Source organism: Wenyingzhuangia gracilariae (assembly GCF_056387575.1).
The window spans coordinates 676,731-688,855 of record NZ_CM150748.1 but is presented as its reverse complement, the minus strand read 5'-3'; the positions used below and the strand labels follow the sequence as shown (position 1 = coordinate 688,855).

The window sequence follows — 12,125 nt, the reverse complement described above, 5'->3', positions numbered from 1 at the left end:
GTTTAAATCTCATTTAAAAGAGAGAACTTTCATGTTTGGTTTAAAAAAATGCGGAGTAACGTTATTTCAAGTTTCTAAGAAAAGAAACCGTTCGGCTAACTGCGAAATTTCGGACGAAATTTGCGCTGTTAAAGGCAACGGTTTTGGCTAGGCTTTGTGCGGGATTGAAAATCGGCCAGATTTTCGATTACGTACTAAGCCGAAGCTTTTTGTTTGGATTTGTTTCTTTTGGTTATAACTAAGCCAAATCAACAAGATTTGGCGACTTAATAAATATACACAAAACTTTGAAGTAAGCACAAAACCCGCATGAAGTTTAGCCGGTGTTAGGCATTGTTATTTAATTCTTCGAATAATATTTCAAGTAATTTATCTAATTCCGTTTCAATTTTCTTGTAATTTTTCATTATACTATCTCCGTATTTAGCATCAAACTCATTATCAAGAATTGCAATTTCCATATTACAATAACTGGTTAATGTAGAAACTACATTTTGAATTTGTTTTCTCGATTTTTTAGTTAAAAAAATAAAATTGTCTCGCTCTTGATAATGTAACTCTGTGGAGTATGTTAGTAAACCTTTATTAGTGTCTTCTGGAATAGAATCTGTGTTCGGATGAAAATCACTTCCTAAATAATCTCCATATCTTGCTTCACAATATTTTTTGCAATCGTTTATAGTTTTTTGAATTTCAAGAAATGTTCTTATTTTTTCTTTTAGAAGAATTTCATTTCTTTTATTAATAATATTAATTTGAGATTTAATTTCCTCAAGATTTTTTTGGTATTCTATTTTAACAGATTCGACTTTCCTAGTAATATTTCCAATATCTTCTTTTGTCGCTAAGTTTTCTCCTTTCTTTTTAAAATAGTTTTTAAAGAAAATTAAGTATAGTGTTAATATAAGTATTATTATTTCAACTAATATGTGAATTTGGTTATCTGTCATTTTTAATAATGCCTAACGTGTTTGTTTATGACTTGTTGCGATGTTAAAAAACAGCGACTTTTCAGCCATTAACCAAATATAATAAAACAAGAACAAACTTTTGGAAATAAATAACCTAGCAATAAGTTATAAACGGTGTTGGCTGACGTAATTTCCTCAACTAAAAAATGTTACTATGGAAATTACAAGTTTCAAAATTGAACACAATGACATTTAAATCGCGTTACTACGATAAATTCTACGTTTTGCTAATAAATATTTATCGACTGTGAACAAATTTATCAACGAAGGTTTTTCAGCGTACAGTTCAACACGAAACTTTAGGACACAATTTTTTATTTTAAACAGGTTTTATCAAAGAATTATATTTAAGCGAACAGTTTAGAACGAAACCTAAGTTTATTTATTTATCAGCAATTAAAATTTATCAATGAATAAATAGTTTTCAAACAGAGTTTTTACGCAAATAAAACGAACGATTAAACCTCAATATTATTCAGCTAGAAAAAGAGTTAATTTTCGCTGGAAAAAATGCTTTTTTTAAAAATTTTGAGTCAGACTTAATTTCAGGTTTTTTTGAGAAAAAGTATCAGCATTCTTTTAACTGCGTGAAATTCGACCGAATTTCAGACTTATGTGAGCCAACGGTTTTGGCTAGGCTTTGTGCGGGGTTGAAAATCGACAAGATTTTCGAACACGGACTAAGCCGAAGCTTTTTGTTTGGTTTTGTTTCTTTGATTTCACAAAGCCAAATCAACAAGATTTGGCGACCTAGTAAATATACACAAAACTTTGAGAAAGCACTAAACCCGCATGAAGTTTAGCCGGTGTTACCTAACGTTTTTATTTGTTGTCAGATATTAAACTTTTAACTTCCTTTTTAAGTTTCGGAATATGATTTATAATAATTGACCAAATATTTTCATCTGAGATATTATCGTATGCATGTATAACTTGATTTCTCAAACCAATTATAGCTTTTGCATTAGAGATTAACTTTTCAAAGTTTGGATCTCGTTTTAAAATTCGATTAACAGCTTCTCCGATAATTTCTAAATCTCTTTCCACAGCTCTTTTAAGCATTGTGTTTTTTCTATACTCAAAAAAGTCTTTTTCAGTATTTTCAAAATAAGATTCAATTTCTTCTAGAGCAAAATGGATATCGTACAACCATTTAAGTATTCTTTCATCCATAAATTAATTCTTTGTTCTTATTAATTGAATTAATTAAAATAGGATTTTTCAGAGTTTGTTCTTCTACTAAATCAATATCTCGTTTAAATATTTTTCCAAGTTTTTCCTTAAAAGAAATATAATTATCAAAATATAAACTTAAGTCAGATACGTTAAATTTCACAAGAAAATCAATATCACTATTCTCGGAAAATGTCTCATTTGTAGCAGAACCAAATAGATACAATTTTTCGACCTTATGTTTTTTACATAAAGTTTTAACTCGTTTTATATTTTTATCTATCATTAACATATTTCAAAGATAATTAAAATTAAGTGATGATAAGTTATCAACGAGATTTTTTAATGTTAGGTAACGGTTTTGTATAAAAATCAGTTTGGGAGAAAACGTCGAAGACTTTTCGAACCGAGCGATTTTTATGTTTAAAAGTACAGAACTTTGGAGTACGAACCAAACCCAAATTGTTTTTATGCGGTGTTAGCCTGCGTATTTTTCAATCTTTGAAAAATATTTCAGCAAGAGATAATTTTTTAGAATTAAAAACTTAAACTTTCAGCTTTTAAGATTTCTTTTTTGGGTTTTCTTTTTTAGAATTAGCTTTATTGATTTTATGATCAGCGTTTAAAATACTCTTAAATTAAATTTCAACACTAATTTTCAAAAATAATCTATCGATTAAGAAACAACTTTGTATAAATAAAAACTTCTCAAGCTTATTTTAAACTACTTTCTCAGTGTTTAAAAAACTTTCAATGAAATAATGTTTTCTCGACTACTTTTTTGCTTAGCAACGATTTATAAAGATATTTATCGATTAGAAATAAACTATCAACAAGTTCTTAAACAACTGAATAAAAAAACAGCGAGCTAACCGAAAAATACCTTTAAACGACTTTTTCAAAATAATTGTAAAAATCTTTCAGCTATTAAATTTTTTATATAAAGAGAATAATAAAGTAGGGAAGTGGTTTACTTTTAGTTTTAGCGGTTCTGACCTATGCTGGCTAACGGGTTTGTATAAAAATCAGTTTGGGAGAAAACGTCGAAGACTTTTCGAACCGAGCGATTTTTATAGTTTAAAAGTACAGAACATTGGGAAAGAAACCAAACCCAAATTGTTTTTATACGGTGTTAGTTTTTAGCAATTTTTTAAGTTTCAGCATTATTTGAATTTTCATTGAAACTTAGCGTAGTTACTAAAAATTCAGCGTTGCTACTGCTTCACTAAGCGGAAAGAGTAATTTCAGCAAAACTATAGTTTTATTAAATTTTTCATTTTTAAAAGACTTTCAAAGCATAATTTTTTGCATTGCTACTGTTTCATTAAACGCAAGAGTTATTTCAGCGTTGCTACTTTAAAATTCAGCGTAACCACGATTTACAAAAAGAAATCTTTCAGTAAGTTAAAATTTATCAACAAGTAAGAAGCAATTAGATCTTAAGTTTATAAATTTTCAGCAAGTAAAAAGTTTAGTGAAAAAGTAGGAGAGACGTGGTTTCAATTTTCTAAGAATCTTTATAATTTCTAAAACTGCTAAAAATTCGACCGAATTTTACTATTGTTAAAACTAACGGTTTTGGCTAGGCTTTGTGCGGGCTTGAAAATCGACAAGATTTTCGATTACGGACTAAGCCGAAGCTTTTTGTTTGGTTTTGTTTCTTTGGTTTTCACAAAGCCAAATCAACAAGATTTGGCGACTTAGTAAATATACACAAAACTTTGAATTAAGCACAAAACCCGCATGAAGTTTAGCCGGTGTTGTAAAATGTTTTTATTTATATGTTTTTCAAATATTCAATTGTTTGATTTTGAACTTTTGACTTAGTTATATTAATAGAAATTATTGCTATTGGTAAAAAGATAAATATCAATAAAGATAAAGAAGCAGTTACATTATATAAATATCCAACGAATAAAGTGATTAGAATTATTCCTATTATAATTCCATTACTGATTTTCTTAATATTTGATGTTATTTGAAGTTTTATTTTATTTTCGTTTGTTTTTTTTGAAATAATTGAAGTTTCAATTTTTTGATCTCCAGCTCTACCAATACTTACAGGTATAAATATTTTCGATAAATTATTATTCGATTTACTTTTTAATTTTTCAAAATGATTATTATCAATAGTATAGTTATATGTTGTTTTAAATAAACTCATTTTATACGTACAAATTTTCCAGAATGTGAAATCACGTGTAAATTCACTCGCATTGTAAAATCAATTGTATCATTTTTACAATCTGTAATCTCATAATATGGTTTTCCACTTGACGTTAACATTTTTTGAAATTCAGTTAACGAGTCTTTTTGTTTTTCAAGAGATTTTAATCTAAAAGAATTCTCTCCAATATTTTCAATTTTATATCTACGACTCAATTCAGAGTTTATTTCGGTTAAGTTTTGTCCGACTATTTCAAATTCAAATTTTGGGTAGTCAGAAAACTGTTTGTCATAAATAACTTTATATTTTCCGTCATTCAAATCGCAATTTTTATCAGCGAATTTGAATCCAAAACAAAATATTATTAATATGTATAGAATTTTTTGCAAAATATTTTACAACGGTTTTGGCTAGGCTTTGTGCGGGATTGAAAATCTGCGGATTTTCGAACACGGACTAAGCCGAAGCTTTTTGTTTGGGTTTGTATTTTTTAGTTAAACTAAGCCAAATCAACAAGATTTGGCGACCTAGTAAATATACACAAAACTTTGAAGTTAGTACAAAACCCGCATGAAGTTTAGCCGGTGTTGCCTAACGTTTTTTTCAAACGTTGTTTTTGAATTAAAATATTTAGTTTTTAATTTAAGGTTTTCAAAGACTTTTAAGTTTCCCAGAGCTACAATAATTTCTTACGCATTACTCTTGTAAATCAATTTTCAAAGACTAGAAAAGTTATTTTGTTAATAGAAAATTTCAAGAAAAGTAAATTTCTCACAGTTTCTATAACATAATATTGGACACCATTTTTCATATTATAATAATTTATCAAATAATTATTAATGGAGCATTACGCTAATTGAAACACGTAAAATACAATTCATTTATTTTGTTAAGACTTCACAATATCAATAAGTTCTTTATCTGTATAATCTTCTAAAATTTTTAAAAGTTTAGTTTCTGAATGTTTTTCGGCAAAGAAAAGTCGAAATTTTCTATATTCTTGAGTTGGTAGTTCTTTATAAAATTCATAAACAATATCAGCTTCTTCAGTTAAGTAATCGTCTATAATATTTGTTAGCTCCCACGTATCAATATCAAGTACAAGTTGATTATCTATTTTATGTAATTTTAGATGTGGTTTGTTTAATTTCAAGATTTCAGTTTAATGTTTGGTAACGGTTTTGGCTAGGCTTTGTGCGGGGTTGAAAATCGCCAAGATTTTCGAACACGCAACTAAGCCGAAGCTTTTTGTTTGGTTTTGTTTCTTTGGTTTTCACAAAGCCAAATCAACAAGATTTGGCGACCTAGTAAATATACACAAAACTTTGAAGTTTGCACAAAACCCGCATGAAGTTTAGCCGGTGTTACACACTGGCTTTTTCAGCTTAGAATATTTTTCAATATTATTTAGTTTAAATTTTTCTTCAAAAGAGACTTCATTTCTTCATGAGGAGATTTCCAACCTAATTGTTTAAAAGGAGTTTTATTAAGCTTTTCAGTCATTTCTCGAATTACAGAAGAGTTAAAAACAGGATAATCGTATTTAAAATAATTCATTTTTTCAACATTATAATTAAGAATACCTGTCATTTGTCGATTGTTATTAGTTGAATGAAACCTTACTTTACCAATCATTGAAGAAATTGTCTCAAATTCAATATTTATTTTCTCGCATTCCAGTTGATTGTACAAGCATTCAATGAATAGTTTGTCAATTACATTAATATCTTTCATTGAAAATCTAGGAATTACTACAGAAAAAAATGTTTCAGCATTAGAAATAAGTATGCATTTCTTTTTTGCGATGTAAAAAATTGTTGCATTCCAATTTCCAAGATTTTTTTCAACAATTAGATGACTGTTTTCAATTTTTTTATGAATTATTTTTTCAAGTTTCTTAGTAGTAAAAATTTCAGTCATCAGCTTGTGTGTAACGGTTTTGGCTAGGCTTTGTGCGGGAAGAAAATCGACAAGATTTTCGAACACGTACTAAGCCGAAGCTTTTTGTTTGGATTTGTTTCTTTGGTTATCACAAAGCCAAATCAACAAGATTTGGCGACTTAGTAAATATACACAAAACTTTGAAGTAAGCACAAAACCCGCATGAAGTTTAGCCGGTGTTGCCTAACGTTTTTTCAGACTTTAAAATGCACTCATATCAAAAAATTCAAACCGAAGTCTAACATTTTAAATTCATGTTGTTACTTATTCAGAACTCAATTGTTTTTCAACGGAGTTACTTTTTAATTCGAATGGCTACGATAAATTCAAACATAACTATAAGTTTTCGTGCTAATTGTAAATTTAAAATTTGTTATGATTTTCAAAGGAGTTTAGGATTTACTGTTTTTCATAAGTGTTTTATTTCCCAAGCTAAAACCATTATTAATAATCCCCATGAAATCAATAAGTTAAAAATTAAGCTATAAAGACTACTTTTTTCATTGTTCTTAAGTAATAGCAAACCAATTAAAATAGTAAATGGGAGCGTAAAAAATAAACCTATGGCACCCATTCCAGAAAAACACAATAACAAGTTAAGTACGTTCACAATCCACATTATTGAAATTGTGAATATTCGGGACATACGAGTTTTAATGAACCATTTTTCAAAATAGAAAACAATAGAAAGTACAAGATTAAATAAAGCAAAATAATTAATAAAATTGATTTTTATTGAAGAGTAAAAAAAGATATAAGCCGTTATGATATTGAATATTCCAATTAATATTTGATATGAAAACTTAAACTTTCTAAAAAAAACTAATAAATAGGATATTGAAGATAAAATGACTGTAGAAAATATAATTGCAATTATTTCATCTTTCATAGCTACGAGGTATGTTTGGCAACGGTTTTGGCTAGGCTTTGTGCGGGCTTGAAAATCGGCCAGATTTTCGAACACGGACTAAGCCGAAGCTTTTTGTTTGGATTTGTTCTTTTTAGTTTCACGAAGCCAAATCAACAAGATTTGGCGACTTAGTAAATATACACAAAACTTTGAAGTAAGCACAAAACCCGCATGAAGTTTAGCCGGTGTTGGCTGTAGTGTTTTTTTAATCCCATATTTCAGGTCTATTAATTTTCATTGTTCTTAAATATGAAAGGAATTGTCCAGCGTGAACAGATTCGTGATATCCAATTCGTAATAAATACTCTCCAAGGATTTTTTTATCTCCATTTCCAGGATGAACGATTTCATTATTTTTTAATTCTATATCTGAAAATTGTCTAACACTTTCTATAAATGTTTTTCTATAGGGTTCTGCAAATTCAATTTCGTCAGTTACACTAATGAATGGTCGATTTTCCCATGGAGTTTTATAATTTGTAATACTTCTTTTGTTTATTATAATATTCCATCCATAATCGGCTTCTAAAACGTGTCTTACCATTTCTATGGCTGTCATTGCTTTTTCGTCTGGTTTCCAATTATAATATTTTTCAGGAAGCCCATTCCAAAGTTTTATACTTCTTCTCCTTATTTCAGTAAAATTTAAAATTATGAGTTCAGATTGAGTCATTTTCTTTATTTTCTAGAATGTCCTTTTACGTTACAGCCAACGGTCTTGTATATGAAAAGTAGCGGGTTTTATGCACTAACTTTTCGGATTATAACTGACCTCTAATTTATTCATTTTGTTTCGATTAAGCGACTAAACCGCTATTTTTTATATACGTTGTTGTGTTTTCGTACTTTTTTTTGTTCAGTTTGTAGCGTTGGCAAAGACATACTCTTTTGCAATTTTTGGCTTGTGTGATGGCTGAAGCGAATTGCAAATGTGTATGGCTTTTAGCGTTGGCACATCATAAAATTAATTCAGTTCCGTATTCAGCTTCTGGTTCTTTCGCTAAAAATAAATCCAGTTCTTTCTGATTGTTAAATCCTTGTAGTTTTTGTCTGTATTTAGATGCAATTTTCGGGTTTTCAATTTCAAGTTTTCGATTTTTACTAATTTCCAAATACTCTTGTTCTTGGTCTATTCCTAAAAAACGTCTATTCGACAAATTTGCCGCAATTCCTGTTGTACTACTTCCAGCAAAAGGATCTAAAATCCAAGCGTTTTGTTTTGTCGATGCTAAAATTAAACGAGTTAAAACTGATAAAGGTTTTTGAGTTGGATGTTTTGTACAGCTTTTTTCCCAAGGTGCGATTGCAGGAAGTTTCCAAACATCTTTCATTTGTTTGTCTCCATTGAGTTGTTTCATTAATTCATAGTTGAAGTAATGAGGTGTTTTCTCGTTTTTTCTCGCCCAAATTATTTGTTCCGTTGAATGTGTGAAATACCTACAAGAAAAATTTGGTGGTGGATTTGATTTTTGCCAAGTAACAATATTTAATATTTTGAAGTCTAACTCCGTAAGAATTTGTCCAACACTAAATATATTGTGCATTGTGCCACTTATCCAAATAGTAGCATCTTCTTTCATATTTTCTCTAACTAATGAAAGCCATTGTCTATTAAAATTGTTTATATGTTCCGTTCCAAGTGATTTATCCCATTTTCCTTTATTTACTGAAACAATTTTACCACTTTGAATTGACAAACCGTTATTAGATAAAAAATAAGGTGGATCTGCAAAAACCATATCAAACTTATGATTGATTTTTGGAAGTAATTCCATAGAATCTCCTTTTAAGAGACAGAATTTTTTATCAGTCGATTTGTAGTATGGACTTATCATTAATAACTGTCTACAACACCATTATAATAACCTAAAGAATATGCAGCGTGTGGACTTCTATGTCTTCTGTCTCCTTTTTGACTTTCTTCTAAATTGTTTAATACATTTGCTAAATTAATATTTTCAGCTTTTTGAATTCCGTGTTCGTAGCCAATTTCATACGCACAAGATGCGCATTTGTGTCTTCCAACACCTTCTTGTCCGATTGGTAAATCTTTAACTATGTTATCTGTTTTATCGTGATTCTTATTGCAAGCCATAATATGTTTTTAAAAATTTAAAATTTCTTCTTTTTTTATCTTTTCTATAAAAATAGGTAAAGTTTTTAAATTATAAACGTGTGGAATATGTGCAAATGCTTCTTGCAATTTATTTTTTGCTGAAAACCAACCTTGACCATCAGTTATCCAAACGAACTCAAATTTATCATACTGGTTAATTTTGGGTGCAAGATCTGTGTATGACCTAGCGACTTCATTTAATTTTGAACCACCACCATTATAAAAATTGGTTTCAATTAAATATGTGTTTTCTTTTGTTTTAATTACAAAGTCAAATCTTTTTACATCTTCACCAAAATGTATAAGTTCTGGGAATGTTGTGTGTTTAACTTCTGCTTGAAACGGAATATCATTTTTGTTGAATATTTTTGAGATAGCTTTTTCCATATTTTTACCACCTCTGTTTTTACGTGCATTCGTATCAAGACCTACTTCAATTCCAAAAACATAATCTACCAAGTTTTTTACTTGTTTATTTTTGAAAACATCAGCAAGTCCAGTTTTTTCTAAATACTCATAAACTAATTCAGAAGTCTGAAAATAACTGTAAAGCTCTTTTATATTACCATCATCATCTAAAACTGGACGATTATTTCTTACTGCAATAATTATATCGAGAACAGAAAAACAACTTTTATTTTCTTCAAATAGTTTATTAACTGCTTCTTTTAAATCTTCTTGACCAATTAAATAATTTAGTTGATTTAATTTTATAGAAATTGCATCTACATTTCTTGTGATTTTTTCAAAATCTACAAAAAAATCAAGTGTTGAATTTGTTGTACTTAATTGTGATAAAAAATCATTAAACGATTTGGGCATATTTTCTGTTGTTATTTGTTATTAGTAACTCTGTTAGTTTTCCTCGCTTATTTGGATTTGCATTTATGCTTCTCCGAGCATTTACTCGATGAATACTAAAATCTGAATATAAATCATCAAAGAAATTGTCATTTGGATTTTTTCCTTTAACATCTGAATTACTTAAAATCCATTGATGATTTAAGTTGTCTAATTCAGTACAAAAATCTTTTAATCGTATTTGTTCAGCATCATTAAATTCGTCCTTTGCATAAGAATTGAAACTTGAAGTTTCGCTTAATGGTTTGTATGGTGGATCAAAGTAGAAAAAAGTATTTTCTGTAGCAAAATTTAGGGTTTTTGAATAATCTCCATTTAAAATTTCTACTCTTTGTAAAACTTTTGAAACAGCTCTTAAATTTTCACTATTACAAATTAATGGTTTTTTGTAGCTTCCAATAGGAACATTAAATTCATTTTTACGATTAACTCTAAAAAGGCCATTAAAACAGGTTCTATTTAAGAAAATGAATAATGCACTTTGGGTTGTTTGATTTGAATTCCTTGAATTAAACAGTGTTCTTTTAGCGTAATAATATTCCTTTTTCTCTACGTCATTTTGAGCCAAAAGATAATATTCACTTTGCCATTCTGAAAGAATATTTATCAGATTTTCTACATCTTCTTTTATTGAGATATAACAATTTGTTAAGTCTATGTTTATGTCATTAATAACTGCATTCTCCAAATTTGGAAATTTTTCAAGCATCCAAAATAAAACTGCACCACTACCAACAAACGGCTCAATATAAGTGAAATTGTTTTCAATTATATTTTCAGGTAATTGATTTTCAATTTGTTCAATTAGTTGCGTTTTTCCACCAGCCCATTTTAAAAAGGGTTTTGCAATTATGTTTGTCATATTTCTCTGTTCATTTAACTGTAAAAATACATTATTAATTTCAATTCAAGCGTTGGGAAATTTTAGCTCTTTTGGTTTTTTTAGCGTTGGAATTGTGTGGTGGCAAAACCGAAAGTGCTAAAATATGCGGCTGGATCAGTATGAAACACAACTTAAAAGTATATGAAAAGTAGCGAATTTTAAAGCACTAACTTTTCGTTACTATATATAGTATAAATTTAGAAAAATAAACCATTGATATCACAGGAATACCGCTATTTTTTATATACACTGTTGTGTTTAGTATCATGTCACTATTCTCATTTGTCGAAGACATTATTTTTATCTATTTGATACGGAGTATCTCCGAACACGTTGCTACGAGCTATAAAACGCTTCCCCAAGTTTTTACTTTTCAGTATATATTCTTTATTTAGGAATAAGGAATGTCTGCTGAAAATTCTATCGAAGGCTACTAACATTTATGCCATTCTTTTTATCTTTTCAATTTTATTCAATAAAAAATAATCTTGTTATAAAACTATAAATACTTGATTTTTAAATATTTATTGAATAACTTCAAACTGTTGTACGTTCCAACGTACTGAGAGCGAGCTCTCAACGATGCAATCGAACAGTTTGATGATAGGTAAATTCATTCTTCATTTTACCTATCAAAAGATAAAAAGAGTGGCTTCGTTATCACATACCTTCGATAGAAGCTAAAAAAATGGGGGAGTCCTTAGCTTCGGAGATATTAAACACCAACGGGTTTGTATAAAAATCAGTTTGGGCGAAAACGTCGAAGACTTTTCGAACCGAGCGATTTTTATGTTTAAAAGTACAGAACTTTGGAGTACGAACCAAACCCAAATTGTTTTTATGCGGTGTTAGCCTGCGTATTTTTCAATCTTTGAAAAATATTTCAGCAAGAGATAGTTTTTTTTTAGAATTAAAAACTTAAGCTTTCAGTTTTTAAGATTTCTTTTTTAGAATTAGCTTTTATTGATTTTATGATCAGCGTTTAAAATACTCTTAAATTAAATTTCAACACTAATTTTCAAAAATAATTTATCGATTAAGAAACAACTTTGTATAAATAAAAACTTCTCAAGCTTATTTTAAGCTACTTTTTCAGTGTTTAA

General features: G+C 28.7%; 12 protein-coding genes. All 12 read right to left on the bottom strand.

The genetic code is table 11. The features are described from left to right. Positions 1 to 326: 326 nt before the first annotated feature. A complete protein-coding gene (locus tag ACY2IJ_RS02830; protein ID WP_476725655.1) occupies positions 327 to 950 on the bottom strand; it encodes a hypothetical protein in 624 nt (207 codons plus the stop codon). Between the two features lie 843 nt (positions 951 to 1,793). Beyond that, positions 1,794 to 2,144: a HepT-like ribonuclease domain-containing protein gene (locus tag ACY2IJ_RS02825; RefSeq protein ID WP_476725654.1), complete on the bottom strand. Its 351-nt coding sequence runs from the start codon at positions 2,142 to 2,144 to the stop codon at positions 1,794 to 1,796. After that, the gene (locus tag ACY2IJ_RS02820) at positions 2,137 to 2,430 is read right to left on the bottom strand and encodes a nucleotidyltransferase family protein (RefSeq protein WP_476725653.1); all 294 of its coding nucleotides are present in this window, start codon (positions 2,428 to 2,430) and stop codon (positions 2,137 to 2,139) included. The genes ACY2IJ_RS02825 and ACY2IJ_RS02820 overlap by 8 nt, the downstream gene beginning before the upstream one ends. A 1,491-nt stretch (positions 2,431 to 3,921) precedes the next feature. Then, positions 3,922 to 4,308, bottom strand: coding sequence for a hypothetical protein (locus ACY2IJ_RS02815; RefSeq protein WP_476725652.1), 387 nt, complete (start codon positions 4,306 to 4,308; stop codon positions 3,922 to 3,924). Continuing rightward, positions 4,305 to 4,631 carry a hypothetical protein gene (locus ACY2IJ_RS02810; RefSeq protein ID WP_476725651.1) on the bottom strand — a complete coding sequence of 109 codons (327 nt, stop codon included), beginning with the start codon at positions 4,629 to 4,631 and terminating at the stop codon, positions 4,305 to 4,307. Before ACY2IJ_RS02810 ends, ACY2IJ_RS02815 begins: the two co-directional genes overlap by 4 nt. A 569-nt stretch (positions 4,632 to 5,200) precedes the next feature. Next, on the bottom strand, positions 5,201 to 5,464 hold the full coding sequence (locus ACY2IJ_RS02805; protein WP_476725650.1) for a hypothetical protein: 264 nt from the start codon (positions 5,462 to 5,464) through the stop codon (positions 5,201 to 5,203). A 254-nt stretch (positions 5,465 to 5,718) separates the two neighbouring features. Next, on the bottom strand, positions 5,719 to 6,231 hold the full coding sequence (locus tag ACY2IJ_RS02800) for a DUF6933 domain-containing protein (protein ID WP_476725649.1): 513 nt from the start codon (positions 6,229 to 6,231) through the stop codon (positions 5,719 to 5,721). Between the two features lie 1,136 nt (positions 6,232 to 7,367). Further along, positions 7,368 to 7,835 (bottom strand): DinB family protein, encoded by a 468-nt coding sequence (locus ACY2IJ_RS02795; RefSeq protein ID WP_476725648.1) that lies wholly within the window; start codon positions 7,833 to 7,835, stop codon positions 7,368 to 7,370. A gap of 283 nt (positions 7,836 to 8,118) precedes the next feature. Continuing rightward, complete coding sequence (locus tag ACY2IJ_RS02790; RefSeq protein WP_476725647.1) at positions 8,119 to 8,997, bottom strand: DNA-methyltransferase; 879 nt, start codon at positions 8,995 to 8,997, stop codon at positions 8,119 to 8,121. Continuing rightward, positions 8,997 to 9,257 (bottom strand): hypothetical protein, encoded by a 261-nt coding sequence (locus ACY2IJ_RS02785; protein ID WP_476725646.1) that lies wholly within the window; start codon positions 9,255 to 9,257, stop codon positions 8,997 to 8,999. The genes ACY2IJ_RS02790 and ACY2IJ_RS02785 overlap by 1 nt, the downstream gene beginning before the upstream one ends. A gap of 9 nt (positions 9,258 to 9,266) precedes the next feature. Then, positions 9,267 to 10,100, bottom strand: coding sequence for a type II restriction endonuclease (locus ACY2IJ_RS02780; RefSeq protein ID WP_476725645.1), 834 nt, complete (start codon positions 10,098 to 10,100; stop codon positions 9,267 to 9,269). Beyond that, complete coding sequence (locus ACY2IJ_RS02775) at positions 10,084 to 11,001, bottom strand: DNA adenine methylase (protein WP_476725644.1); 918 nt, start codon at positions 10,999 to 11,001, stop codon at positions 10,084 to 10,086. The genes ACY2IJ_RS02780 and ACY2IJ_RS02775 overlap by 17 nt, the downstream gene beginning before the upstream one ends. Between the last annotated feature and the right edge of the window lie 1,124 nt (positions 11,002 to 12,125).

Excerpts from the sequence above, each read along its gene's own strand:
- ACY2IJ_RS02820 (WP_476725653.1), bottom strand. The coding sequence starts at position 2,430 with ATGATAGATAAAAATATAAAACGAGTTAAAACTTTATGTAAAAAACAT.
- ACY2IJ_RS02825 (WP_476725654.1), bottom strand. The coding sequence starts at position 2,144 with ATGGATGAAAGAATACTTAAATGGTTGTACGATATCCATTTTGCTCTA.
- ACY2IJ_RS02790 (WP_476725647.1), bottom strand. The coding sequence starts at position 8,997 with ATGATAAGTCCATACTACAAATCGACTGATAAAAAATTCTGTCTCTTA.
- ACY2IJ_RS02795 (WP_476725648.1), bottom strand. The coding sequence starts at position 7,835 with ATGACTCAATCTGAACTCATAATTTTAAATTTTACTGAAATAAGGAGA.
- ACY2IJ_RS02785 (WP_476725646.1), bottom strand. The coding sequence starts at position 9,257 with ATGGCTTGCAATAAGAATCACGATAAAACAGATAACATAGTTAAAGAT.
- ACY2IJ_RS02780 (WP_476725645.1), bottom strand. The coding sequence starts at position 10,100 with ATGCCCAAATCGTTTAATGATTTTTTATCACAATTAAGTACAACAAAT.
- ACY2IJ_RS02800 (WP_476725649.1), bottom strand. The coding sequence starts at position 6,231 with ATGACTGAAATTTTTACTACTAAGAAACTTGAAAAAATAATTCATAAA.
- ACY2IJ_RS02775 (WP_476725644.1), bottom strand. The coding sequence starts at position 11,001 with ATGACAAACATAATTGCAAAACCCTTTTTAAAATGGGCTGGTGGAAAA.
- ACY2IJ_RS02815 (WP_476725652.1), bottom strand. The coding sequence starts at position 4,308 with ATGAGTTTATTTAAAACAACATATAACTATACTATTGATAATAATCAT.
- ACY2IJ_RS02830 (WP_476725655.1), bottom strand. The coding sequence starts at position 950 with ATGACAGATAACCAAATTCACATATTAGTTGAAATAATAATACTTATA.